At 42.6% G+C, this 24,886-nt stretch carries 22 protein-coding genes, 1 other RNA gene and 1 other annotated feature; of the genes, 19 read left to right on the top strand and 4 right to left on the bottom strand.

Annotated elements, in window-relative coordinates:
• Positions 1 to 31 precede the first annotated feature (31 nt).
• From queA to yajC, 3 genes are read left to right on the top strand one after another with little or no spacing between them, the layout of a single operon-like run.
• Positions 32 to 1,060 (top strand): tRNA preQ1(34) S-adenosylmethionine ribosyltransferase-isomerase QueA, encoded by a 1,029-nt coding sequence (gene queA, locus C5695_RS13360; protein ID WP_117731143.1) that lies wholly within the window; start codon positions 32 to 34, stop codon positions 1,058 to 1,060.
• A gap of 31 nt (positions 1,061 to 1,091) precedes the next feature.
• On the top strand, positions 1,092 to 2,237 hold the full coding sequence (gene tgt, locus C5695_RS13355) for a tRNA guanosine(34) transglycosylase Tgt (protein ID WP_117731142.1): 1,146 nt from the start codon (positions 1,092 to 1,094) through the stop codon (positions 2,235 to 2,237).
• A gap of 47 nt (positions 2,238 to 2,284) precedes the next feature.
• Positions 2,285 to 2,551: a preprotein translocase subunit YajC gene (gene yajC / locus C5695_RS13350; RefSeq protein WP_003216659.1), complete on the top strand. Its 267-nt coding sequence runs from the start codon at positions 2,285 to 2,287 to the stop codon at positions 2,549 to 2,551.
• A gap of 50 nt (positions 2,552 to 2,601) precedes the next feature.
• On the opposite strand, the gene C5695_RS13345 is transcribed toward yajC, so the two are convergent.
• The gene (locus C5695_RS13345) at positions 2,602 to 2,979 is read right to left on the bottom strand and encodes a TIGR04086 family membrane protein (RefSeq protein WP_117731141.1); all 378 of its coding nucleotides are present in this window, start codon (positions 2,977 to 2,979) and stop codon (positions 2,602 to 2,604) included.
• 165 nt (positions 2,980 to 3,144) lie between these two features.
• Here C5695_RS13345 and C5695_RS13340 point away from each other — a divergent pair, with 165 nt between their 5' ends.
• Positions 3,145 to 3,807 carry a DUF421 domain-containing protein gene (locus C5695_RS13340; protein WP_117731140.1) on the top strand — a complete coding sequence of 221 codons (663 nt, stop codon included), beginning with the start codon at positions 3,145 to 3,147 and terminating at the stop codon, positions 3,805 to 3,807.
• A 1-nt stretch (position 3,808) separates the two neighbouring features.
• On the opposite strand, the gene spoVB is transcribed toward C5695_RS13340, so the two are convergent.
• Entirely contained in the window at positions 3,809 to 5,359 is a 1,551-nt protein-coding gene (gene spoVB, locus C5695_RS13335; RefSeq protein WP_117731139.1) for a stage V sporulation protein B, read from the bottom strand.
• A 115-nt stretch (positions 5,360 to 5,474) separates the two neighbouring features.
• Between spoVB and C5695_RS13330 the strand changes: the two genes are divergently transcribed.
• The 8 genes from C5695_RS13330 (at position 5,475) to dtd (ending at position 15,024) form a co-directional block, all read left to right on the top strand.
• Complete coding sequence (locus tag C5695_RS13330; RefSeq protein WP_117731138.1) at positions 5,475 to 5,771, top strand: post-transcriptional regulator; 297 nt, start codon at positions 5,475 to 5,477, stop codon at positions 5,769 to 5,771.
• Between the two features lie 39 nt (positions 5,772 to 5,810).
• On the top strand, positions 5,811 to 8,039 hold the full coding sequence (gene secDF / locus C5695_RS13325) for a protein translocase subunit SecDF (protein WP_117731137.1): 2,229 nt from the start codon (positions 5,811 to 5,813) through the stop codon (positions 8,037 to 8,039).
• A gap of 291 nt (positions 8,040 to 8,330) precedes the next feature.
• Positions 8,331 to 8,822 carry a cation:proton antiporter regulatory subunit gene (locus C5695_RS13320; protein ID WP_117731136.1) on the top strand — a complete coding sequence of 164 codons (492 nt, stop codon included), beginning with the start codon at positions 8,331 to 8,333 and terminating at the stop codon, positions 8,820 to 8,822.
• Positions 8,823 to 8,920: 98 nt separating this feature from the next.
• Positions 8,921 to 9,268, top strand: a complete 348-nt coding sequence (locus C5695_RS13315) for a LapA family protein (RefSeq protein WP_117731135.1) — start codon at positions 8,921 to 8,923, stop codon at positions 9,266 to 9,268.
• Between the two features lie 81 nt (positions 9,269 to 9,349).
• The gene (recJ, locus tag C5695_RS13310) at positions 9,350 to 11,674 is read left to right on the top strand and encodes a single-stranded-DNA-specific exonuclease RecJ (protein WP_117731134.1); all 2,325 of its coding nucleotides are present in this window, start codon (positions 9,350 to 9,352) and stop codon (positions 11,672 to 11,674) included.
• A gap of 23 nt (positions 11,675 to 11,697) precedes the next feature.
• A complete protein-coding gene (locus C5695_RS13305; protein WP_034279900.1) occupies positions 11,698 to 12,210 on the top strand; it encodes an adenine phosphoribosyltransferase in 513 nt (170 codons plus the stop codon).
• Between the two features lie 141 nt (positions 12,211 to 12,351).
• Positions 12,352 to 14,562 (top strand): RelA/SpoT family protein, encoded by a 2,211-nt coding sequence (locus C5695_RS13300; protein ID WP_117731133.1) that lies wholly within the window; start codon positions 12,352 to 12,354, stop codon positions 14,560 to 14,562.
• An 18-nt stretch (positions 14,563 to 14,580) separates the two neighbouring features.
• Positions 14,581 to 15,024: a D-aminoacyl-tRNA deacylase gene (dtd, locus tag C5695_RS13295; RefSeq protein WP_117731132.1), complete on the top strand. Its 444-nt coding sequence runs from the start codon at positions 14,581 to 14,583 to the stop codon at positions 15,022 to 15,024.
• 96 nt (positions 15,025 to 15,120) lie between these two features.
• Here the strand turns inward: dtd and C5695_RS13290 are convergent, their stop codons facing one another.
• Positions 15,121 to 16,677, bottom strand: a complete 1,557-nt coding sequence (locus C5695_RS13290) for an N-acetylmuramoyl-L-alanine amidase family protein (RefSeq protein WP_233230866.1) — start codon at positions 16,675 to 16,677, stop codon at positions 15,121 to 15,123.
• Positions 16,678 to 16,838: 161 nt separating this feature from the next.
• Here C5695_RS13290 and C5695_RS20620 point away from each other — a divergent pair, with 161 nt between their 5' ends.
• The 5 genes from C5695_RS20620 (at position 16,839) to C5695_RS13270 (ending at position 21,567) form a co-directional block, all read left to right on the top strand.
• Positions 16,839 to 17,009: a YrzK family protein gene (locus C5695_RS20620; RefSeq protein WP_003216250.1), complete on the top strand. Its 171-nt coding sequence runs from the start codon at positions 16,839 to 16,841 to the stop codon at positions 17,007 to 17,009.
• A 58-nt stretch (positions 17,010 to 17,067) separates the two neighbouring features.
• Positions 17,068 to 17,307, top strand: a binding site (T-box leader).
• 73 nt (positions 17,308 to 17,380) lie between these two features.
• Complete coding sequence (hisS, locus tag C5695_RS13285; protein WP_117731130.1) at positions 17,381 to 18,655, top strand: histidine--tRNA ligase; 1,275 nt, start codon at positions 17,381 to 17,383, stop codon at positions 18,653 to 18,655.
• Positions 18,656 to 18,673: 18 nt separating this feature from the next.
• Positions 18,674 to 20,452, top strand: coding sequence for an aspartate--tRNA ligase (gene aspS, locus C5695_RS13280; RefSeq protein ID WP_117733131.1), 1,779 nt, complete (start codon positions 18,674 to 18,676; stop codon positions 20,450 to 20,452).
• A gap of 77 nt (positions 20,453 to 20,529) precedes the next feature.
• Positions 20,530 to 20,710, top strand: a non-coding RNA gene (gene ssrS, locus C5695_RS13275) — 6S RNA.
• A gap of 92 nt (positions 20,711 to 20,802) precedes the next feature.
• On the top strand, positions 20,803 to 21,567 hold the full coding sequence (locus tag C5695_RS13270) for a tRNA threonylcarbamoyladenosine dehydratase (protein ID WP_060697472.1): 765 nt from the start codon (positions 20,803 to 20,805) through the stop codon (positions 21,565 to 21,567).
• A 207-nt stretch (positions 21,568 to 21,774) separates the two neighbouring features.
• Here C5695_RS13270 and C5695_RS13260 read toward each other — a convergent pair whose 3' ends face one another.
• The gene (locus C5695_RS13260; protein ID WP_117731128.1) at positions 21,775 to 23,040 is read right to left on the bottom strand and encodes a replication-associated recombination protein A; all 1,266 of its coding nucleotides are present in this window, start codon (positions 23,038 to 23,040) and stop codon (positions 21,775 to 21,777) included.
• A 207-nt stretch (positions 23,041 to 23,247) separates the two neighbouring features.
• Between C5695_RS13260 and cymR the strand changes: the two genes are divergently transcribed.
• Positions 23,248 to 23,667, top strand: a complete 420-nt coding sequence (cymR, locus tag C5695_RS13255; RefSeq protein ID WP_117731127.1) for a cysteine metabolism transcriptional regulator CymR — start codon at positions 23,248 to 23,250, stop codon at positions 23,665 to 23,667.
• Positions 23,668 to 23,685: 18 nt separating this feature from the next.
• Positions 23,686 to 24,828 (top strand): cysteine desulfurase family protein, encoded by a 1,143-nt coding sequence (locus C5695_RS13250; protein WP_117731126.1) that lies wholly within the window; start codon positions 23,686 to 23,688, stop codon positions 24,826 to 24,828.
• Positions 24,829 to 24,886 lie beyond the last annotated feature (58 nt).

Genomic DNA, 24,886 nt, shown 5'->3' with positions numbered 1-24,886 from the left:
TAACTAGTTAACTATAGAATAGGTGAAGGAAATGAAGTTAGAGCTATTTGATTTTGATTTACCAGAAAGATTAATTGCACAAGTACCGCTTGAAAAGCGAGATGCATCAAGGCTAATGGTCTTAAATAAACAAACGGGTGCAATCACACATGATACTTTCTCACAAATCACAGATTATTTTCAAACGGGTGATTGTCTCGTTTTAAACAATACACGCGTTCTGCCAGCACGTTTGTTTGGAATGAAAGAGGATACAGGGGCAAAAGTTGAGCTTCTTCTATTAAAACAAGAAGAAGGAGACAAATGGGAAACCCTTGTAAAACCAGCCAAACGGGTGAAAAAAGGAACAGTTATCACATTTGGTGATGGGCGGCTTCAAGCAGTATGTACAGAGGAAATGGAACATGGCGGAAGAAAAGTCGAGTTTCAATATACAGGCATTTTTTATGAAGTACTAGAATCGCTTGGAGAAATGCCACTGCCTCCGTATATTAAAGAGCAGCTTGATGATCGCGAACGGTATCAAACTGTGTATTCGAAAGAGGTTGGCTCAGCAGCAGCTCCAACTGCCGGTCTTCACTTTACAAACGAGCTACTGGATGCACTGAAAGCAAAAGGAGTACACATTGCTTTCATTACGCTACACGTAGGACTTGGCACCTTTCGTCCGGTCAGTGCAGATCGTATTGAAGAACATGAGATGCACGCAGAGTTTTACGAAATGAATGAAGAAACAGCTGAAGAGCTCAATCGTGTGCGCAAGGAAGGCGGGCGGATTATTTCAGTTGGGACAACCTCAACGAGAACGCTCGAAACCATTGCGAGTGCGCATGATGGCGAATTTAAAGCATCAAGCGGATGGACATCGATCTTTATTTACCCGGGCTATACATTCAAGGCAATTGATGGCATGATTACGAATTTCCATCTGCCGAAATCCTCATTAATTATGCTCGTCAGTGCATTAGCTGGGCGAGAGCATGTCCTAAAAGCATACAATGAGGCTGTAAAAGAGGAATACCGATTCTTCAGCTTTGGCGATGCCATGCTGATTCAATAACACCATACAACAAGGACAGGAGGGCTCATTTTTGTCGCAATTACCGATACGTTATGAGTTCATAAAATCATGCAAACAAACAGGTGCACGTCTAGGACGCGTTCATACACCGCACGGCTCCTTTGAAACACCTGTATTTATGCCGGTAGGTACACTGGCAACAGTGAAAACGATGGCGCCTGAAGAGCTAAAAGCAATGGAAGCAGGCATCATCTTAAGCAATACGTACCACCTATGGCTCCGTCCGGGTCATGACATTGTGAAAGAAGCAGGCGGCCTGCACAAGTTTATGAACTGGGATCGAGCGATTCTGACTGATTCAGGCGGATTCCAAGTATTCTCTTTGAGTGAATTTAGAAAAATTGAAGAAGAAGGCGTCCACTTCCGTCATCACTTAAACGGAGACAAGCTGTTCCTTTCTCCTGAGAAGGCCATGGACATCCAAAATGCGCTTGGCTCTGATATCATGATGGCATTTGATGAATGCCCACCATATCCAGCAGAGCACGATTACATGAAACGTTCTGTTGAGCGGACAAGCAGATGGGCAGAACGCTGTCTCGAAGCCCACCAGCGTCCAGACGATCAAGGACTGTTTGGGATTGTCCAAGGCGGAGAATACGAAGAGCTTCGGAAACAAAGTGCAAAGGATCTGGTTTCACTTGATTTCCCAGGCTACGCCATTGGAGGCTTATCGGTCGGTGAACCAAAAGATGTGATGAACCGTGTACTGGAGTTCACCACGCCATTTTTACCAGCAGACAAGCCAAGGTACTTAATGGGTGTCGGTTCACCTGATTCCTTAATTGACGGTGCCATTCGCGGTGTAGATATGTTTGACTGTGTACTGCCGACGCGAATTGCTAGAAATGGTACCTTGATGACAAGCGAAGGACGACTTGTTGTGAAAAATGCAAAATATGAGCGTGATTTTAGACCAATCGATGAAAATTGTGACTGCTACACATGTAAAAACTACACACGCGCTTATATTAGACATTTAATCAAAACAAATGAAACGTTCGGAATTCGATTAACAACTTATCATAATCTTCATTTTCTGTTAAAATTAATGGAGCAAGTGAGAGAAGCTATCCGTGAGGATCGTTTAGGTGATTTTAAAGAAGAGTTTTTTGAGCGTTATGGCTTTAACAAACCGAATGCGAAAAACTTTTAACGCATAAACGAAAGGCTTTACAATGCTTTAGAAAGGGGTGAAATAGAATGGATGGTGGTATGGGTTCAATCATTATGATTGTTGTCATGTTTGCTGTGCTTTACTTCTTGTTAATCCGTCCACAGCAAAAGCAACAGAAAGCTGTGCGTCAGATGCAGCAATCTTTATCAAAAGGCGATAAAATCGTCACAATCGGTGGTTTACACGGTGAAATCGACTACATTGATGAATCAAAAGTGGTCATCAAAACAAGCGAAAATAACCGTTTAACTTTCGATCGTCGTGCTATTAGAGAATTAGCTGACAAAGGCTAATCCTCCGATACATAGCCATAAAAAAAGAGCGATATCATCCGCTCTTTTTTTTATTTGCCTCGAAGATTGACACCAATCATTCCTCCCAGCATACAAATCCCTAAAAATGCACCATGGAAAATGAACTGCTCAGGCGAAAAAGTTTCTCCAAACCCTAAATATTGAAATAAGAATACAGTGAGAGAAAAGATGATAGAAGTGATCGCGCCAATGAGCCAGCCGCGCTCCTTTGCTTTTCCTCCAGAAATGATGCCTCCTAATAGAAGCGCTACAAAGGACAAAATCATAATCATCCATTTAAAGGATGATTCCTGCATACTTGTGAAGGTAAGCATGAGCGACACAAGTAAGCTTGTGACAATCATCACGATGAAAATGGCAATTAAGCCGGATAAAATGCCTTTTCCGATTTGTTTCGTTTCCTGCATGTGATTCGTCTCCTCTCCAATTGACCGAAGCTTGTCTTTTACTAAAATGTATTCACAGTGAAGAAAAAATAGACATGTTTATCACGATAAAAACAGAGGCTTTCTTTTCTACATAAATAAAGTGTTTTGACACAAGCTATGGTGGAGAAGGAGGGTTTTCATCACATGCAGGACATCTTAATCATTTCCATGAGAACAATCATTTTATATTTTCTCATTTGGTTTATTTTTCGGTTAATGGGCAAAAGGGAAATTGGTGAACTGAGTATTTTAGATCTTGTTATTTTTATGATGATCGCTGAAATTGCGGTTCTCGACATAGAAGAAGTCGACGGTCATATGTTACATTCGGTGTGGCCGATTTTGCTGTTAACCTTCATTCAAATTACACTTGCCTACCTCTCATTGAAATTCCAAGGTGTCCGGCGCTTTCTTGACGGTAAACCGGTCCTGCTCATCATCAACGGGAAAATCGACGAAGGTGCGATGAGAAAACAGCGATACAATTTTGATGACTTGCTTATTCAATTAAGAGAAAACAACATCGATAGCATTCAGGATGTCTCTTACGCCATTTTAGAGCCATCTGGAAAGCTCGCCGTCGTTGAAAAAGAAAATAAGCACACACATGCCGCGCTTGAACTTCCGCTTATTGCAGATGGAATTGTGCAGCATGACCATCTGAAGCAAATTAATCAAAATGAACAATGGCTAAAAGATGAGCTTGCCAAAAGAGGCTATCATGACATAGAGCAAATCTCCTACTGTAGCTTTAATCAAAAGACCTTTTATATTGATTTGAAAGACGAAGTGATCAAGAAGAGATGAGCTAGAGCAGCTTCCCAATGAACGGGATGCGGCGCAGCTCTTCTCGCTTCACTAGGCCTAAACAGATTAATAGAATGACATACAGCGCGCACGTAACAAAAATCAGCATCACGAGTTCCATCGGGGCAGAGAAGAGTCCATTCACTTGAGATTTCAGCCAAAGGCTGACAGCCCCAGTGCCGATGATCACAAGAACACATATCCCATATTCCTTCACTGGTAAATGAATAGGCAGCACTTTTCCGACAGTTGCCGCATGGAGCAGCGTGACAAGGATGATACCGATTAGTATCGCCAGCGCCGCACCCATAATCCCAAAGCCTGGCTGTGAAGCAAGGACAAAAATCATCCCAGTTTTCACAACAGCACCTATCAGGCTGTTTGTCATCGCCGCACCAGCTAAATTGAGTGCTTGTAGGACGGCTTGAAGCGGCCCTTGAAAATAATATAGAAGAAAAAATGGTGCCATGAATTTCACATATATAGCAGCATGCGATGAACCATACATAAAGAGTGTTAAATCTTCTGCATAAACGAAAAGAATAATACACGAAATACCTCCGCTGAGTAAACAAAGACGCATTGCCTGCTTTAGCCGGTATTCGACGGTTTTGCGTTTGTTCTGCTCCATTCCTTCGCTGATCGCTGGCACTAATGCTGTGGAGAGTGAATACGTAATAAAGCTTGGCAGTGTCAAAAGGGTCAGCGCTAGACCGGTCAATTCCCCATATTGCCTTGTTGCCTCTACAGCCGCATATCCAGCAATGGCAAGGCTTTGTGCGACAACGATCGGCTCTAAAAACCACGAAATATTTCCGATAAAACGGCTGCCCGTTGTTGGCAGGGCAATACTCATCAGCTGTTTAAACGTGTCCTTTCCATCATGAATCGCCTTGAAAAATCGTTTTCGAATTCGAATGGTTTTTTTATAACGAAAGGCGATCAGTAAGTAAGCAAGTGAAATCATCTCTCCAATGACAGATGAAATCATCGCACCTGCTGCTGCAAATTCAATTCCATAAGGAAGGAAGGCGGTTGTACATACTGCCACTAGAGATATTCTTGCGACTTGTTCCAGTACTTGAGACATGGCAAGCGGGCTCATTTGCTGTCTGCCTTGGAAGTAACCTCTTAATACACTGGAAATGGCGATGACTGGGACAACGGGAGTAATGGCAAGCAGTGGATAGACTGTTCTAGGATCTGTCAGCATATTTTCTGCCATGATAGGTGCAAACCATAAAAAGAGCGGCGTGAATATTAGGCTGAGTGATCCTGTTATCGCAAGGGACATGACGAGAATGCGCTTTGTTTTCTGTTTGTCACCACGAGCTTCTGCTTCTGCGACAAGCTTACTAATAGCGACAGGCAGTCCGAATTGTGTCAGCGTCACGGCGAGAAAAAAGGTAGGGGCCGCCATCATATAAAGCCCGACTCCTTCTTCACCAATGAACCTTGCAATCACAATTCGATTGACAAAACCCAATATTCTCGTGATAAAACCTGCTAAAATTAAAATAATCGTTCCCTTTAAAAATGTTTGCTTCGTCAAATCAAAGATCACCTGCCTTCTCAAACGACATAGAATCATATACAATAAGATATGCGTGTATATCGTCCAAGCATGACAAGTCTCTCGATAAAAACTGAAAAGGGGGAGCATCCCATTGACACAACATCCGGCTGCAAATTACAAAGACCATTTAAAGCCTTTTCTATTCAGTAAGCTCGAAGAATTCATCGTTTTGGGCTATAAAGATGTAGATTTAGAGGAATTATGGTCATACTTAGAGAATAAGAAGTGGAAGAAAAAACAAGAGTATCCGATTCATGAAATGGTTGCAGATATTTTATCTGTGAAAATTGGCGAATTTATGAACTATGCAACCGTTCAGTCGTTTAAAACGTCTGCTTTTTTGGACAGTGAAGATGGCAAGAATATGCTAGACGAACTGTTGAAATAAGCCATCTATGGATTCAGGTGTTTAAGGAGGAAATACATAATGAAAAAAGGGCGCATTCTTGCGTTTTTCTTAGTGATTCTGTTAATCGGAACGGGTGTGGGCTATTTAACAAAGCCTGCGGCCAATCATATTACGCTCGGACTGGACCTGCAAGGCGGATTTGAAGTTCTGTACGATGTACACCCGGTGAAAAAAGAGGACAAGATCACAAATAGTGTCTTAGTTAGTACAGTAGAGGCTTTAAACCGCAGGGCCAACGTACTTGGTGTAAGCGAGCCAAACATTTCGATTGAAGGCAACAACCGTATCCGCGTGCAGCTTGCGGGTGTAAAAGACCAAAACAGGGCAAGGGAGATTCTTTCGACTGAAGCGCAGCTTTCCTTCAGAGATACGAATGATAAAGAGCTCCTCAACGGGTCTGATTTGGTCGAAAACGGAGCAAAACAAACATTCAATCAAACAAATGAGCCGATTGTGACGGTTAAACTAAAGGATGCGAAAAAGTTTGGTGACGTGACAAGAAAAGTGGCGGCAATGGCACCGAATAACCAGCTTGTCATTTGGCTTGATTACCATAAAGGAGATTCCTTCAAAAAAGAAGTCTCAAAATCAAACCATAAGTATGTCTCTGCGCCGAACGTGAATCAAGAGATTAACAGCAGTGACGTACAGATCGAAGGGAAATTTACTGTCCAAGAGGCAAAGGACCTTGCTAGTATTTTAAATGCCGGGGCATTGCCAGTAAAATTAAGTGAAAAGTATTCCACATCAGTGAGTGCGCAATTTGGTGAACAGGCATTAAATGAAACGGTCTTTGCAGGAATTGTAGGAATTGCCCTCATTTTCTTATTCATGCTTTTTTATTACCGATTACCTGGTCTGATTGCTGTCATCACGTTATCCACGTACATCTATATTACCTTACAGGTGTTTGACTGGATGGGCGCTGTTCTGACACTGCCTGGAATTGCGGCACTGATTCTTGGAGTAGGGATGGCGGTTGATGCCAACATCATCACATATGAACGGATCAAAGAGGAGCTTAAACTCGGTAAATCTGTCCGTTCAGCTTTCAGGTCAGGGAACCGCCGATCGTTTGCGACCATCTTTGATGCGAACTTAACGAGTATTATTGCAGGGGGCGTCCTTTTCTTCTTCGGGACAAGTTCTGTAAAAGGGTTTGCCACTATGCTGATCCTTTCTATCTTAACAAGCTTTATTACGGCTGTATTCCTATCAAGATTCCTTCTTGGACTGCTTGTGGAAAGCCGCGCGCTCGATCGCAAGAAGGGCTGGCTTGGTGTCCGTCAAAAAGATATCATCGATATTCATGAAACAACAGAAGATACTGAACCAAAAACACCATTTGATAAATGGGATTTTGTCAGCAAGCGAAAGGGTTTCATGATTTTCTCAGCAACCATTACCATTGCGGGGATTATCGTTCTTTCGATCTTCAAACTCAATGTTGGTATTGATTTTGCAAGTGGTACAAGAGTTGACATTCAAAGTGACCACAAGCTGTCAACTGCTCAAATTGAGCAAGACTTTCAAAAACTAGATCTGGATACAGATAGTGTCGTATTATCTGGTCAAAAAGAAAATCAAGCAGCGGCACGATTTGTTGGTGTGCCAAATAAAGAAAAAATCGCAGAAGTGAAAGATTACTTTAAAGATAAGTATGGAACAGAACCGAATGTCAGCACGGTGTCTCCTACTGTCGGAAAAGAGCTTGCACGTAATGCTTTATATGCCATCATCATTGCTTCGATTGGGATCATTATTTATGTTTCCATTCGTTTTGAATATAAAATGGCCATTGCAGCGATTGCTTCCCTTTTATATGATGCATTCTTTATCGTGGCATTCTTTAGTATCACGCGATTAGAGGTAGATGTGACCTTTATTGCGGCGATCCTCACGGTGATCGGATATTCGATTAATGACACGATCGTGACGTTCGATAGGGTCCGTGAACAAATGAAGAAACGTAAACCAAAAACGGTGGAAGATCTTTCTCATATCGTCAACTTGAGTTTACAGCAAACCTTTACACGATCTATCAATACGGTACTCACCGTTGTGATCGTTGTGATTGCATTGCTTATCTTCGGATCAGCGTCTATTACAAACTTCTCCATTGCCTTACTTGTCGGCCTATTAACAGGGGTGTACTCATCTCTTTATATTGCGGCGCAAATTTGGTTAATGTGGAAAAGCCGTGAGCTGAAAAAGCCGGCTAAGATTGATACAGAGCAAGATATTTAATAGAGCGAGACTGCCTATGCTCGTCCTTCCTAGGGCTGCAAAGGTTTTCTATCACGCTGAAAAGAAGACAAAGGGCTAAAATCAAGATCATTTAGCCCTTTGTCAACAATCTGAGACTGCCTAATCGGCAGTCTTTTTTGTGGTTTTTCCAGAAAAACAGTCGATTAGGAAAAACATTTCGGGTTTCATTGATCTTGAAATGGTCTTTTGCTATAATGACATACGCTTAGATCAGTATAGAAAGCAAGTGTCCGTTTCGGGCATTTGGCTTTATTCATTGGAGGGGCTGTTATGAAGGTTCGGGAAACTGAACTGCCAGGTATCGGTCACAAAGCCGAAATGATCACAAAAAATAATGAAAAGCTTGCCATCATTACACATGATGATGGAAGAAGAGAAATGTATCATTTTCAAGAGGATGACCATGAAGAATCTATTTCTGGCATCTTGCTAAACGATGAAGAAGCAAGACAAATTGCGGCTATTTTAGGCGGAATGGTTTATAAACCAAAAGCGCTTGAAACCGTTGAGGTAGCCATTGATGAACTCATCATTGAATGGTTTAAGATTGAAAAAAATGCACCAGCTGTTCAGCAAACGATCGGAGACCTGAATGTCCGGCAAAATTATCAAGTAACCGTCATCGCCATCGTTAGAAAGTCACATGAGAAGATTTTAAATCCAGGACCAGATACGGTCATTGAAGAAGGAGATACCCTTGTCATCTCTGGAGAAAGAAAAGAATTAAAGAACCTCATTAAAGAAAAACTCAGCAGCTCATGATTTCCATGCTGATAGAAAATCTTCCGCAATTTTCTTTCTGTGTTTAAAATGGACAAAGAAAAGGGAAGAATAAAAGAAAAAGCTTGGGGGATATGTAGATGAACAAACAACAATGGACCATCATACTCGCATTTATTTTCGTATTAATTGTCTCAGTATTTGCCGTGATCAATGTACGGCCTGTACAAGTTGACTACTTATTTGGAACGGCTGAATGGCCGCTGATCCTTGTGATTATTGGCTCCGTGCTCATGGGCGGACTCATTGTGGCTTTTGCAGGGATTTTCCAAATTGTGAAACTAAAACGTGAACTTAAAGCATTGAAAGCTGAGCGTGCAGCTACACCTGCTGCTTCAACGAAAAAGGTAGAGAAAGACGTTCAAAAAAAACCGAATGTCAAGCCTTTAAAAGAACAGCCAGCATCATTTGACCCGAAGGAAAAATAATCTTCCAGTACAATTTCATAAAATAAAAATTGAAACCCCTCAGTCCACTCTAGTATAATAGTGTGGTTGAGGGGTGAATTTATGTTATTATCCAAAATGCGCTGGGAATATGAACATCCAAGCGAAGAAAAAGTGAAATCACTCTCTGAAAATCTGAATATTTCAGCGCTGACTGCATCGCTTCTTGTAAAAAGAGGACTCGAAGAAGTAGAAGAAGCGAGGTCTTTTTTATTTGATCAAAAAGCCGAATTTCATGATCCATTTCTATTAAAAGGAATGAAAGAAGCAGTAGAGCGCATCAACAAAGCGATCGACGAGCAGGAATCGATTGTGATCTTCGGAGACTACGATGCGGATGGTGTGACAAGTACATCTGTGCTTTTACATACATTAAAAGAGCGGTCTGCGAAAGTAGACTTTTATATTCCAGATCGATTTAAAGAAGGCTATGGGCCTAATGAACAGGCTTTTCGATATATCAAAGAGCAAGGTGCATCTCTTGTCATCACGGTCGATACAGGCATTGCAGCTGTAAAAGAAGCACGTATTGCGAAAGAATTAGGGTTAGACCTGATCATTACAGATCACCATGAACCAAGTGAGGAGCTGCCTGAGGCACTTGCGATTGTCCATCCTAAGCAGCCAGGCTGTGAGTATCCTTTTAAAGAACTCGCCGGTGTAGGCGTAGCATTTAAAGTCGCGCATGCACTCCTTGGAAAGCTGCCAGCTCAGCTGTTAGATCTTGCGGCGATTGGGACAATTGCAGATCTTGTGCCGCTTCATGACGAGAATAGATGGCTCGCCAAAAAAGGGCTTATGCAGCTTCGACAGTCGAATAGACCGGGGCTGAAAGCGTTATTGAAAGAAGCAGGCGCCACTCTTGAAGAGGCAAATGAGGAAACAGTCGGTTTTCAAATTGCGCCAAGGCTAAATGCTGTAGGGCGAATTGAGCAGGCAGATCCAGCTGTTCATCTTCTCATGACAGAGGATAAGGATGAAGCAGAAGAGCTCGCTCGTTTTGTACAAGAACTGAATAAAGAACGTCAAAAAATCGTGAGTACGATCACAGAAGAAGCCATTCAAATGGTTGAAGAGACAGGCGATGACCAATCTGCAATAGTTGTAGCGAAAGCTGGCTGGAATCCGGGGGTTGTCGGAATTGTTGCCTCTAAATTGACGGATACTTTTTGTCGCCCGGCGATTGTGCTTGGAATAGACGAAGAGACGCAAATGGCAAAAGGCTCCGCTCGGAGTATTCCTGGATTTGATCTATTTTTCCATTTAAGCAAATGCCGGGACATCCTGCCCCATTTTGGCGGGCACCCGATGGCTGCGGGTATGACACTTCAAGCGGATGATGTTCCTTTACTAAGGGAAAGATTAAATCAATACGCAAATGAAACGTTGACAGAAGAAGATTTTATTCCGATTCAGCGGGTCGATGCAGTGTGCAAGGTAGACGAATTGACGGTTGAAGCGATAGAAGAAGCGGGGCTGTTGTCACCATTCGGCATGCAGAACCCAAAGCCGTTCATCATGATTGAAGATGCAAGGCTTGAAGAGATCCGAACGATTGGGGCCAATCAGAATCATATAAAAATGTCTCTAAAAGACGAAGAAAAGCTGCTGGACTGTGTCGGTTTTCACCAGGGGAAATTGAAAGAAGAAATTGTCCCAGGGAGCCGTATTTCTGTAGTCGGTGAAATGTCTATCAATGAATGGAATAACCGGAAGAAACCTCAGCTCATGCTAAAAGATGCCCGAGTAGATGAATGGCAGCTGTTTGATCTGCGCGGGAAAAAGGATTGGGAAAAGACCGTCTCGACGCTTGATTCAGAAAAATATATGGTTGTTTGTTTTGACGAAGAAACGAAACAAGAAGTCAATATCCCTATTCATCATGTCCATGCAGAAAATGTGTCAACATTTGATGTAGAAGGCAAGTATGTCGTCTTTGCGGACGTTCCCGCAGATGAGCACTTGCTGAAGCAGCTTTTAGACAACCAAAAGCCTGCTAGAATTTATACGGTTTTTCAAAGAAAAGAAGATCATTTTATGTCCTCTTTTCCTAGCCGTGACCAATTCAAATGGTTTTATGGATTCTTGTTTAAGCGAGGGAGTTTTCCTATCAAAGAACAAGGAATGGAGCTTGCCAAACATAGAGGCTGGACAAAAGATACAATCATTTTTATGACAAAGGTGTTTTTTGAACTCGGTTTTGTTAAAATAGAGAATGGTGTGCTGTCAATAGTACGTGATGCCCCTAAAAAAGATTTAACAGCATCAGCGTCCTATACAGCAAAACAACGATTGATGGAACTCGATCAAACACTAACATATTCCTCAGCCAAAGAGCTGAAGGAATGGCTGAATAGCAAGATGAGCGAAGTCTCACCTGTGCTTTGACGTACGAGGAGGAAAAGGAAAAGATGGATTTAAAACAATATGTGACAGTTGTACCTGACTACCCAAAGGAAGGTGTACAATTTAAAGATATTACAACGTTAATGGATAAAGGCGAAGTGTACCGTTATGCAACGGATCAAATCGTTGATTACGCGAAGGAAAGAGACATTGATCTGATTGTTGGACCGGAAGCGCGTGGATTCATTATTGGCTGTCCTGTAGCATACGCTCTTGGTGTAGGTTTTGCACCGGTTCGTAAAGAAGGAAAGCTTCCTCGTGAAGTCGTTAAAGTCGATTACGGCTTAGAATATGGTAAAGATGTATTAACGATTCATAAAGATGCCATTCGTCCTGGTCAGCGTGTATTGATTACAGATGACTTACTAGCAACTGGTGGAACAATTGAAGCGTCCATCAAGCTCGTAGAAGAATTAGGCGGCGTTGTGGCAGGGATTGCATTCTTGATTGAGCTGACGTATCTGGACGGCAGAAAGAAGCTTGACGGCTACGACATCATGACGTTAATGCAATACTAATGGAGTTTTCGTAAAAAGCACTCAGTAAGAAGGGTGCTTTTTTCCTATCAAAAATCTTTTAGCGGACTTCTTCTCTTTACATCTATCGAATTTTTCTTGATAATAAACTACAATACAGTTTTCATTTAAAAAGGTGATTCCATGGCGAACGAACAAGTTTTAACGGCGCAGCAGGTCATTGACAAGGCAAGAGAATACCTGTCCGCTGAACATATTCAATTTATAGAGCGAGCATATGAATATGCTGAAAATGCACACAAGGAGCAATACCGGAAATCTGGTGAGCCCTATATCATCCATCCAATTCAAGTGGCGGGGATTCTTGTTGACCTTGAAATGGATCCATCGACCATTGCAGGCGGTTTCCTCCACGATGTTGTCGAGGATACAGATGTGACATTACAGGATTTAAAAGAGTATTTTAATGAAGAAGTCGCAATGCTTGTTGATGGTGTGACAAAGCTCGGGAAGATTAAATATAAATCACAAGAAGAACAGCAGGCTGAAAACCATCGGAAAATGTTTGTGGCAATGGCGCAGGATATACGCGTCATCTTGATAAAACTGGCAGACCGTCTGCACAATATGAGAACGCTCAAACACCTCCCTCAGGAAAAGCAGCGAAGAATTTCAAATGAAACACTTGAAATTTTTGCACCGCTTGCGCACAGATTAGGGATTTCCAAGATTAAGTGGGAGCTTGAAGATACAGCGCTCCGTTACTTAAATCCGCAGCAATATTACCGGATCGTGAATCTTATGAAGCGCAAACGAGCAGAACGTGAGGAATACTTGGACGAGGTTGTCAATGAAGTGAAAGACCGCGTATCTGAGGTGAACATCAAGGCTGAATTCTCTGGCAGACCAAAGCATATTTATAGTATTTATCGCAAAATGGTCATGCAAAATAAGCAGTTTAATGAAATTTATGATTTGCTGGCTGTTCGTATTTTGGTTGACAGTATTAAAGACTGCTATGCCGTGCTCGGAATTATCCATACATGCTGGAAGCCGATGCCTGGTAGGTTTAAGGATTATATTGCGATGCCAAAACCGAACATGTACCAATCCCTTCATACAACAGTAATAGGGCCAAAAGGTGACCCGCTTGAAGTGCAAATCCGTACAGTGGAAATGCATGAAATTGCAGAGTACGGAATTGCAGCACACTGGGCATACAAAGAAGGAAAAGAGTCAGCAGAATCAACAGAGGAAGCTGTCTTCCAGAAGAAGCTCTCTTGGTTTAGAGAAATTCTTGAATTCCAAAATGAATCCACAGATGCAGAAGAATTTATGGAATCATTAAAGATCGATCTCTTCTCTGATATGGTGTTTGTATTTACACCAAAAGGAGATGTCATTGAACTGCCGTCGGGTTCAGTTCCAATTGATTTCTCTTACCGGATTCACTCGGAAATTGGGAATAAGACGATCGGTGCCAAGGTCAACGGCAAAATGGTCACGCTCGACCACAAACTGAAAACAGGTGACATTATTGAAATTCTGACATCAAAGCACAGCTATGGGCCAAGTCAGGATTGGATCAAACTAGCCCAAACCTCTCAAGCGAAGCACAAGATCAGACAGTTTTTCAAAAAACAGCGCCGTGAAGAAAATGTCGAAAAAGGCCGAGAACTCGTGGAGAAAGAAATCAAAAACCTTGAGTTTGATGTCAAAGACATTCTGACAGCTGAAAACCTGCAAAAAGTGGCTGACAAATTTAATTTTTCAAACGAAGAGGACATGTATGCAGCGGTTGGTTATAACGGAATTACTGCACTTCAAGTCGCAAATCGTTTAACAGAAAAAGAAAGAAAACAAAGAGATCAAGAAGAACAAGAGAAAACGGTTCAAGAAGTGACGGTAGAACCAAAGCCGTATCACGGGAAAAAACGGGAAGCAGGCGTAAGAGTCAAAGGGATCGATAATCTGCTTGTCCGCTTATCTAAGTGCTGTAATCCTGTGCCTGGTGACAGCATTGTTGGTTTTATTACAAAAGGCCGAGGCGTATCCGTTCACCGTGAGGACTGTCCGAACGTGAAGACAGGTGAAGCGCAGGAACGGTTAATTCCGGTAGAATGGGAGCATGAACAGCCTGCTCGCAACCGTAAAGAATACAATGTGGAAATTGAAATATTAGGATATGATCGACGCGGCTTACTCAATGAGGTGCTTCAAGCAGTTAACGAAACCAAAACGAACATCTCTTCAGTTTCTGGGAAGTCTGACCGTAACAAAGTGGCGACGATCCATATGGCGATCTTTATTCAAAACATCAACCATTTGCACAAAGTGGTCGAACGCATTAAACAAATCAAAGACATTTACTCTGTTCGCCGATTCTTGAATTAGAAAGGAAGTATATCGTCTATGAGGCTTGTTGTGCAGCGTGTGACAAACGCATCTGTGAAGGTAGAGGAAGAGATCACAGGTGCCATCAATGAAGGATACATGGTGCTCGTTGGTGTCACACACGAAGATACAGAAGAAGATGCGCATTATTTAGCTGATAAACTTGCACATTTACGTATTTTTGAAGATGAAAACGGGAAAATGAATCATTCGTTATTGGATGTACAAGGAAGTGTCCTGTCTGTATCTCAGTTTACCCTGTATGGTGATACGAGAAAGGGCAGACGGCCGAATTTTATGAAGGCCGCCAAACCAGATGCCGCCAACTCCCTTTACGAATGCTTCAATAAAGCCCTTAGAGAAAAAGGCATTCATGTAGAAACTGGACGCTTTGGTGCGATGATGGACGTGTCATTGACCAATTCAGGACCTGTCACCATCTGGATGGATAGCAAAGAATAGATTCGCTTTAGACTGTAGATAAACTCATGCAGGAGTTTATTTAGAGTCTTTTTCTTTTGCGATCAAACAAAAAAGAGGCACAGAGGCCTCTTTCTTCTAGCGGAAATATTGTTTTAACCCTTCGGTCATGCCTTCTGTGACTCGTTCTTGGTAAGAGGCGCTATAAATGATCGCTTCCTCCTGAGGATTGCTCAAATAGCCGAGTTCATATAAAAGGGAAGGGCGTTTGTTCTCTCTTAAAACAAAATAATCTCCGAATTTCACACCCTTATCAGGGATTTGAGAGCGTTTGGCGACTTCCGTATGAACGCTTGTCGCTAATTGTTGGTCTTTTGCTGCTTGATAATAATATGCCGTACTTCCTCTGACACTTGGGTCCATAAAACTATCATAATGAAGACTAATAAATGCATCAGCATTTCGGTAATGAGATGTTGCGACCCTCGATTGAAGGCTGATAAAAGTATCATCACTTCTCGTTAAATAAACATTTGCACCAGAAGCTCTTAATTTGCCTGCCAGTAAATTGGCGGTTTTGATGGTCATGTTCTTTTCAAATGCACCATCTGCGCCGATTGTGCCGCTGTCTTTTCCGCCATGACCAGGATCAAGAACAATCGTTTTGCCTTTTAAAGATCCAGTGCCAGACGATGAATCCTGCTGAGGTCTTGGTGCCTCGCTGCTATTTTTCTTTGTTTGAACGACCCAGCTCGCCACATAGCCAGTCCCGCCGTTTGATAGTGTCACCTCGTACCAGTCACCTTGCGAACGAACAATTTGATAGGCAGCGCCTTTTGTTGCTCTTTCTGCAATTCCAGCAGAGGTAGACGCGCTTTTTCTAATATTCGTTCCATCATAGACGATATACGCTTTCCCATGAGATGACGAAGAAGATGAACTCTTTTCATCCGCTGAACTGGCTCCTTTGCTTGTGACGATGTAATAACTTGCCACCCAGCCTTTTACGCCCTTTGACTCAATTTCATACCAGCCGTTCTGCTCTCGCAAAATGGTGATCGGTGTGTTGCGGGCAAGTGAAGCGACGACTTGTGCATTCGGTGCCGCCGATTGCCTTACATTTAGGCTCGATACGCCAACTGTGCCTGTCTGCTTAGAGCTTGAGGAACCGACTGAGCTTGATTGAGGGGCTTTTTGTCCGCCTGAGACATAATCAGAGTGAACCCAGCCTTCTGTTTGTTTATACGAAATTTTTGTCCATTCGCCGCTTGTCTGTAGCTTTTTAGCGTTAGCGCCTTGCGGGAACGTACCGATGACTTGATAGGAAGTTCCAGGGCCTGTCCGTATGCGAAGATCGGAGGCTGTCGATGTAATGGAACTGCTGCCTGCCGAGCTTTGCTTTTGCGTCTTTGGCTTAGCTGACTGTTGGGTGCCAGATGATGTGGTAATCAGCCATGAGACGACCCAGCCTTTTTGACCGTTTGATAGCCCGATCTGAACCCATTCCCCTTGCTCAGTAAGAATAGGATAGCTTTCTCCGCGCTTTACAACAGCTGCGACCCCGTAGCTTAATCCAGGACCTGTTCTCACGTTGATTTCATCTGTAGCGACCACAGCTTGATCTGTTTGTGCTGTAGCATGTGTCATAGGCCAAGTGCTGGCGATGAGAACAAAACAAGTGAGCAGCATCATCATTTGATTGTGTTTTTTTAGATTCAAAACGGTGTTTTCCCCTCCCTTGTAAAACCGATGAATGTAAATTCGTTATGTAAGTGGCAAATTCCTTGCAGTTTCCCTAATAAAAATGAATCAATCTGTTTATACTAAATAAAAAAGGGATAAAAGGATGTACAAACATGAGATTAAGCAGAAAATTAGGACGAGTGCAATATAATGGACATCGTGATATCGATCGCTGGCAGCACGACGAAATGGATCAGCCAGGCTTCCTTGAAGAAACCGCATCTGAATACGGATGTACGTCAAAAGAAGAGCTGGAAAAGAAAAAGAGGCACGGCAAGGGTTGACAGAGTGGCAGCACCGACCTTATTATAATATAAATCAACACACTTGAAAATTTAAAATGTGGAACTGATGATAGAGAATAGTAGGGTAAATTGCGTGAGCAGAGAGGAATCGCCTTTGGCTGAAAGCGAATCCGCATGGCATTTATCACGAAAGAACACTCTGTAGGTTTCCTGCTGAACACTCTAAAAATGAGTCAATAGGCGGAGAACGTGAATCTGCGTTAAGGATTTGAGCGGGAACATGGCTGGATCATGTTCCAACTAGGGTGGCACCACGGGTATAACTCTCGTCCCTACTATACACATAGTAGAGGCGGGGGTTTTTTATATGTCCACATAAAAAATGAATGATGGTCGTAGGAGGACGAAAAATGAGTTTTAATATTCCAAGAGGCACACAGGATATTTTACCTGGAGAGTCAGAACTCTGGCAGTATGTTGAACAAATTGCGAGAGATACATGTGGAGCCTTTCAATACAAAGAAATCCGCACACCGATTTTTGAGCATACGGAGTTGTTTGCACGGGGAGTAGGCGAATCAACCGATATCGTTCAAAAAGAGATGTATACATTTGAGGATAAAAAAGGACGCAGCATCACACTTCGTCCAGAGGGAACGGCTTCAACTGTACGTTCTTATGTTGAAAATAAATTATTTGCTCAGCCGGCCCAGCCAACAAAACTGTATTACATTGGACCAATGTTCCGCTATGAACGCCCGCAAACGGGAAGGTATCGCCAATTTTATCAATTTGGGATTGAAGCGATCGGTTCAAAGGATCCTGCCATTGATGCAGAGGTCATTTCACTTGCGATGAGTGTCTATGAGAAAGCCGGTCTTTCTAACTTAAAGCTCGTCATTAACAGCCTCGGTGACAAAGAGAGCCGTGCAGATTACCGCAAAGCACTTGTTGAGCACTTTGAGCCAAGAATTGATGAATTCTGTCATGATTGTCAAACACGTTTACATCAAAATCCGCTACGAATTCTTGATTGTAAAAAGGATCGTGACCACGAATTGATGGCAACAGCTCCATCCATTCAAGATTACTTAAATGATGAATCACGGACTTATTTTGAAAAGGTCAAACAATACTTAACAGATATAGGCATTGAATATGTCGTCGATCCAAACTTAGTGCGCGGCCTTGATTACTACAATCACACGGCATTTGAGATCATGAGTAATGCAGAAGGCTTTGGTGCAATTACCACGTTAGCCGGCGGCGGTCGTTATGATGGACTTGTTGAAGGAATTGGCGGTCCTGAATCACCAGGAATCGGTTTTGCTATGAGTATTGAGCGTTTCCTATCAGCAATTGATGCTGAAGGAATTGATCTTCCTTTGCAAGATGGCATTGATCTATACATTGCTGCACTCGGTGATCAAGCGAAGGATTATGCTGTTTCATTATTAAATCGTCTGAGAAAAGAAGGCATTTCAAGTGAAATGGACTATACAGGGAAAAAATTAAAAGGACAATTTAAAGCAGCTGATCGATTAAAAGCCAAGTTTATTGCAGTCCTTGGTGAAGATGAGCTGGCGCAGCAAATTGTGAATGTAAAAGATACGACAACGGGTGAACAAATTGAAGTGAAGCTTGATGAGCTGATTCAAATGATGAAGGCCCACAAGAAGGCGTAAAGAAGGAGTGGAATGTTTGTGTTTGGTAGAACTTTTTATTGTGGAGAAGTAACAGAAGAGCAAATCGGTCAAACAGTTGTATTAAAAGGATGGGTTCAAAAAAGACGTGACCTCGGCGGATTAATCTTTATTGATCTTCGCGACCGTACAGGTATTGTACAAGTTGTCTTCAATCCAGACCTCTCAAAAGAGGCGCTTGAGACAGCAGAATCGATTCGTAATGAATATGTCCTGGATATTAAAGGAACGGTTGTCGCAAGAGAAGACGCAACGATTAACCCAAATTTAAAAACTGGGAAAATTGAAATTCAAGTCGAAACGGTCAGCGTTTTAAATGAAGCAAAGACTCCGCCTTTTGTCATTTCAGATCAAGCGGACGAGGTATCGGAAGATGTGCGCTTAAAATACCGCTATCTAGATCTTCGCCGTCCTGCGATGTTTGAAACGATGAAAATGCGACACGAAGTCACAAAAGCATTCCGCCATTTCTTAGATGACAACGGCTTTCTAGACATTGAAACACCGATATTAACAAAAAGTACGCCAGAGGGTGCACGTGATTATCTTGTTCCAAGCCGTGTACACGAAGGAGAATTCTATGCCTTACCTCAGTCTCCGCAGTTATTTAAACAATTACTGATGGTCTCAGGGATGGATCGTTATTATCAAATCGCTCGCTGTTTTAGAGATGAAGACTTGCGTGCTGACCGTCAGCCGGAATTCACACAAGTCGATATTGAAATGTCCTTTATGAGTCAAGAGGACATAATGACGCTTGCTGAAGAGATGATGGCAAAAGTGATGAAAGATGTTAAAGGTGTAGATCTGACATTGCCATTACCTCGTATGACATATGATGAAGCGATGAATTCTTATGGATCTGATAAACCAGATACACGTTTTGAGATGAAGCTCGTCAACATTTCAGACACAGTAAAAGATTCAGATTTCAAAGTCTTTAGCGGAGCTGTGAAAAATGGTGGAGCGGTGAAAGCCATCAATGTAAAAGGAGCTGCAGCGAACTATTCAAGAAAAGATATTGATGCTCTTGGTGCATTTGCAGCGAACTACGGTGCAAAGGGTCTAGCTTGGCTAAAAGCAGAAGGGACAGAATTAAAAGGACCGATTGCTAAATTCTTTGACGAAGCAAAGCAGGCAGAATTAAAAGAGCAGCTGCAAGTCGAAGAAGGTGACCTGTTACTCTTCGTTGCAGATAAGACGTCAGTTGTCCATGATGCGCTTGGTGCCCTTCGTCTAAAACTCGGAAAAGAGCTTGAACTCATCGATGAGTCTGTATTCAACTTCTTATGGGTTGTCGATTGGCCGCTGCTTGAAAAAGATGAAGAAGAAGGACGCTTCTATGCTGCCCACCATCCTTTCACAATGCCAGTTCGGGATGATCTTGAATTGATTGAGACAAGCCCAGAAGATATGAAAGCTCAAGCGTATGATCTTGTGCTGAACGGCTATGAGCTTGGCGGAGGTTCTATTCGTATTTTCGAAAAGGACATTCAAGAGAAAATGTTTAGTTTACTTGGCTTTTCTAAAGAAGAAGCGTATGATCAGTTCGGCTTCCTTCTAGATGCATTTGAGCATGGTGTGCCTCCGCACGGCGGAATTGCGCTTGGCCTTGACCGCTTAGTGATGCTGCTTGCCGGCCGAGCTAACCTAAGAGATACCATTGCGTTCCCGAAAACGGCAAGTGCAAGCTGTGTTCTCACAGATGCTCCTGGCACTGTAAGCGAAGCGCAGCTAGATGAACTGAGTTTGGCTATTAAAACAAAAGTAAAACAGTAAAATAGGCGCATGTTTATACCCATGTAAACGCTTGAAAAAGAAACATGCCTATGATATGCTTTCATCAATCAATAAATAAAGTCCTGATACGTACGGTGGTTACCTAGTTTTGACCGAACATTTTTTTCTACGGGAGCTTGCCTTTCCTTTCTGCATAAATGCCTCTTTAGAGGACTTATAAAGTCAGGAAGAAAGCACCCACCTGCATGGTGCGGGGTTCAAAACGAAGGAAAAGCTGGCGGCGTTGTCGGGACTTTTTTGTGTTTTTTTCTTTTTCATAAGGATGACGGAGAAGTCTGAATATGATATGATTCTTTCGATTCATTTTAAATAAAGGTGGAGTGAGGCACTTGTTACATCAGTTTTCAAGAAACGAGCTTGCCATTGGCAAGGAAGGCTTAAACATATTAAAAAACAGTACAGTTGCAGTGCTTGGTGTAGGCGGAGTAGGTTCATTTGCAGTTGAGGCACTCGCTCGTTCAGGCGTTGGCCGTATTGTTCTTGTAGATAAAGATGATATTGATATTACAAATGTGAACCGTCAGCTGCCGGCATTGCTTTCAACAGTTGGACAGCCAAAGGTTGACTTAATGCAGGCGAGAATCGCTGATATTAATCCAGAATGTGAAGTTGTTGCGCTCAAGATGTTTTATACAGAGGAAACATATGAGCAATTTTTTGAGTATCCGCTTGATTATGTCATCGATGCGTCAGATACCATTCACTATAAAATTCATTTAATGAAAGAGTGCCTAAAACGTAATGTGAACATCATTTCGAGCATGGGTGCTGCAAACAAAACAGATCCGACACGCTTCAAAATTGATGATATTTCAAAAACACATACGGACCCAATTGCAAAAGTCGTGAGAACGCGTCTGCGTAAAGAAGGAATTCGTAAAGGGATTGAAGTCATTTTCTCTGATGAAAGTCCGATTGTCATTCGCGAAGATGTTAGAAAAGAAGTTGGAAATGATGAAGCGAAGATTCGCAAGGCGCAAATGCCGCCATCATCCAATGCATTCGTTCCGTCTGTTGCAGGACTGATCATGGGTGGTCATGTCATTATGAAGCTTTTAAAAGATATTCCGATTACACGTGTGAAGGATAAATAAATAGCCCGCCTGCTCACATATAGGGGGCTTCAGCGTGTAGACAAACCATCGCATTCTTTGTCAGGTCTGCGCTCTTTTGCTCGTCCTTCCTTAGACTTCAAAGGTTTTCATGTTGCGCTGAAAAGAAGACGAAGGGCTAAAACAAACATCATTTTAGCCCTTTGTCAACAATCTGTAGCCCGTCTGCTCACATGCAGGGGGCTTTTTTTATTTTTGGCGTTTTAAATTCTCATAAACCTGCTTCAGTGCGCCTTCAAATTTGCCTGTTTGCTTCGGTTTATAGTACTGCTTGTTTTTGAGCGGATCAGGTAAATATTGCTGCTTCACCCAGCCATTTTCATAGTCGTGCGGGTATAAATAATCGACGCCTCTTCCGAGTGCTGTTGCTCCCTTGTAGTGAGCATCCTTTAAATGAACAGGGATTTCACCAATTTTCCCTGAGCGAATGTCACCGAGCGCCGCATCAATCGCCTGATATGCCGAGTTGGATTTAGGAGAAAGACACAGTTCAATAACGGCGTTAGCCAGTGGAATTCGTGCTTCTGGGAAGCCGACTCTTTCTGCTGTTTGAACAGCGCTCAGCACACGTGGACCTGCCTGAGGACTTGCTAAGCCAATATCTTCGTAAGCCATCACGAGTAGTCTCCTTGAAATGCTTTCAAGATCTCCTGCTTCAATCAGTCTGGCAAGATAATGGAGCGCCGCATCTGCGTCAGATCCTCTAATGGATTTTTGAAAAGCCGAAAGGACATCATAATGGGCATCACCATTCTTATCATGTGAGAAGCTCTTTTTTTGTAAACATTCTTCTGCTGCGGCAAGAGAGATCTTAATATGCCCAGCTTCATCTGCTTTTGTCGATAAGACAGCTAGCTCTAATGCATTTAAAGCAGAGCGTACATCTCCTCCGCATCCATTGGCAAAATGATTCATTGCTTCATCGTCCACTGTCACCTCATAACTGCCAAGTCCGCGATGCTCATCCTGTAACGCTCTTGTTAAGGCAGCCTTGATTTGCTCTGTTTCAAGCGGCTTTAGCTCAAATATTTGTGTCCGGCTTCGGATAGCAGGATTGATCGCATGATAGGGGTTAGCCGTCGTTGCGCCAATTAAAATGATCATGCCGTTCTCTAAATAAGGAAGAAGGAAATCCTGCTTTCCTTTATCGAGCCTGTGAACTTCGTCTAAAATAAGGATCACCTGACCGCTCATTTTTGCTTCAGCGGCAACAGCTTCCATATCTTTTTTGTTATGAATGACCGCATTCAATGTACGAAACGCAATGCTTGTACTGCCAGCGATCGCGGTTGCAATCGATGTTTTGCCGATGCCCGGTGGTCCGTATAAAATCATCGAGGATAAATGTTTCGCCTCGACCATTCGTCTAATAATTTGACCTTCTCCAACGAGATGCTCCTGCCCAATGATGTCTTCAATATGACTTGGGCGCATCCGGTACGCTAAAGGTTTCATGATTATCTCTCCTAAAGCAATGTCTTGTTTGTATAGAGTACCGAAATTTCTTCAAATAGAAAAGGGATGCGTCCTCCTATAACCCTCAGAACCCGCAAATGAAAGTTGGCTGAAAGTATGATATAATTGCTTTTGGTCTATATAAGCGTATATGAAATCAGAAAAATAATTGATGACATAGAAATAGAAAACGCAGAGGTGTTTAACTTGAAAATTTCTACTAAAGGCAGATATGGTCTGACGATCATGATCGAATTAGCCAAAAAACATGGCGAAGGCCCTACATCATTAAAATCAATTGCTCAAAACAATAATTTGTCTGAGCATTATTTAGAGCAGCTTGTATCACCACTCCGTAATGCCCGTCTTGTGAAAAGTATCCGCGGAGCATATGGCGGTTATGTGCTTGCCCATGAGCCAAGCGAGATAACAGCGGGTGATATTATTCGTGTATTAGAAGGACCGATTAGTCCTGTCGAAGTTATCGAAAACGAAGAACCAGCAAAACGTGCACTTTGGATTCGGATTCGTGATGCAGTAAAAGACGTACTAGACAATACAACTCTTGAAGACTTGGCAAGCTATAAAGATGACGAGGATCAAGAGGCGTATATGTTCTATATTTAGATCAGAGGTGTACCGGAAATGGAACGAATTTATTTAGATCATGCGGCCACAACGCCGATGGATCAGCGTATTGTAGACAAGATGATGCCTTACTTTACAGAGATATTTGGTAATCCCTCTAGTATTCATTCATATGGGCGCGAGGCAAGAAAGTGGCTCGATGAAGCAAGAGAAGTGATTGCAGGAGAATTACACTGTAAACCACAGGAGATCATCCTCACAAGTGGAGGAACAGAGGCGGACAATCTGGCGATTACAGGTGTGGCCATGGCAAGACAGCATGAAGGAAAACATATTATCACAGCCAAAACAGAGCATCATGCGGTACTGCACACATGTGAGCGTCTAGAGAAGCTAGGATTTGACGTAACATATTTAGAGGTAGATGAAACGGGATTGATTCACCTTGAACAATTCAAGCAAGCACTAAGAGATGATACGATTCTTGTGACCATCATGTACGGCAATAATGAAACAGGTGTGATTCAGCCAATCAAAGACATTGGCGAGCTTTTACACGATCACATTGCTCATTTTCATACAGACGCCGTACAGGCGTTTGGAACAATGCCTATCGATGTAGCAGACCTTCATATTGATCTCTTATCTGCTTCTGGCCATAAGCTAAATGGTCCGATGGGAACAGGCTTTTTATATGTAAACGAAGGCGTGAAACTTTCTCCGCAAATTTTCGGAGGAGAACAAGAAAGAAAGCGCCGTGCTGGCACTGAAAATGTGGCAGGAATCGTCGGACTAGCAGAAGCTGTTCAATTAACAAAGCAAAATAGAAGAGAAAAAGCCATACATTATGGTAAGCTCAAAGAAATCATGCTGCAAGTATTCGAAGAGGAATCACTTGATTTCTCTATCAATGGGCAACCGAAAGAGTCATTGCCGCACATTTTAAATGTTCACTTCGCGGGCGTTTCCATCGAATCGTTACTTGTGAATTTAGATATGGAAGGGATTGCTGTTTCAAGCGGATCTGCATGTACGGCTGGATCCGTCCTTCCTTCGCACGTGTTAAGCGCCATGTATGGCGAGGAAGCAGACAAGCTGACGTCCTCAGTCAGAATAAGCTTCGGTTTAGGGAATGAAGAGGATCATGTGAAGCAGGCGGCGCGCAAGATAGCAGCTGTTGTCAAACGCTTAGCGAAATAAATGCTTCTCTTTTGTCCGTGTGTGAAAAATGAAACAGCCAGGCACCAGAAGAACGAAA

It is taken from the genome of Bacillus pumilus (genome assembly GCF_003431975.1).
Taxonomy (GTDB): Bacteria; Bacillota; Bacilli; order Bacillales; family Bacillaceae; genus Bacillus; species Bacillus pumilus_N.
The sequence above is the reverse complement of the archived record's forward strand: the minus strand, read 5'-3'. Positions and strand labels throughout refer to the sequence as shown.

What these genes read in the sequence shown, in the direction of transcription:
- yajC (WP_003216659.1), top strand. Translation starts at nt 2,285, where the DNA reads ATGGATGGTGGTATGGGTTCAATCATTATGATTGTTGTCATGTTTGCT.
- C5695_RS13260 (WP_117731128.1), bottom strand. Translation starts at nt 23,040, where the DNA reads ATGAAACCTTTAGCGTACCGGATGCGCCCAAGTCATATTGAAGACATC.
- C5695_RS20620 (WP_003216250.1), top strand. Translation starts at nt 16,839, where the DNA reads ATGAGATTAAGCAGAAAATTAGGACGAGTGCAATATAATGGACATCGT.
- C5695_RS13345 (WP_117731141.1), bottom strand. Translation starts at nt 2,979, where the DNA reads ATGCAGGAAACGAAACAAATCGGAAAAGGCATTTTATCCGGCTTAATT.
- C5695_RS13290 (WP_233230866.1), bottom strand. Translation starts at nt 16,677, where the DNA reads ATGATGATGCTGCTCACTTGTTTTGTTCTCATCGCCAGCACTTGGCCT.
- C5695_RS13300 (WP_117731133.1), top strand. Translation starts at nt 12,352, where the DNA reads ATGGCGAACGAACAAGTTTTAACGGCGCAGCAGGTCATTGACAAGGCA.
- C5695_RS13305 (WP_034279900.1), top strand. Translation starts at nt 11,698, where the DNA reads ATGGATTTAAAACAATATGTGACAGTTGTACCTGACTACCCAAAGGAA.
- C5695_RS13340 (WP_117731140.1), top strand. Translation starts at nt 3,145, where the DNA reads ATGCAGGACATCTTAATCATTTCCATGAGAACAATCATTTTATATTTT.
- hisS (WP_117731130.1), top strand. Translation starts at nt 17,381, where the DNA reads ATGAGTTTTAATATTCCAAGAGGCACACAGGATATTTTACCTGGAGAG.
- secDF (WP_117731137.1), top strand. Translation starts at nt 5,811, where the DNA reads ATGAAAAAAGGGCGCATTCTTGCGTTTTTCTTAGTGATTCTGTTAATC.
- C5695_RS13315 (WP_117731135.1), top strand. Translation starts at nt 8,921, where the DNA reads ATGAACAAACAACAATGGACCATCATACTCGCATTTATTTTCGTATTA.
- queA (WP_117731143.1), top strand. Translation starts at nt 32, where the DNA reads ATGAAGTTAGAGCTATTTGATTTTGATTTACCAGAAAGATTAATTGCA.
- recJ (WP_117731134.1), top strand. Translation starts at nt 9,350, where the DNA reads ATGTTATTATCCAAAATGCGCTGGGAATATGAACATCCAAGCGAAGAA.
- C5695_RS13320 (WP_117731136.1), top strand. Translation starts at nt 8,331, where the DNA reads ATGAAGGTTCGGGAAACTGAACTGCCAGGTATCGGTCACAAAGCCGAA.
- dtd (WP_117731132.1), top strand. Translation starts at nt 14,581, where the DNA reads ATGAGGCTTGTTGTGCAGCGTGTGACAAACGCATCTGTGAAGGTAGAG.
- C5695_RS13250 (WP_117731126.1), top strand. Translation starts at nt 23,686, where the DNA reads ATGGAACGAATTTATTTAGATCATGCGGCCACAACGCCGATGGATCAG.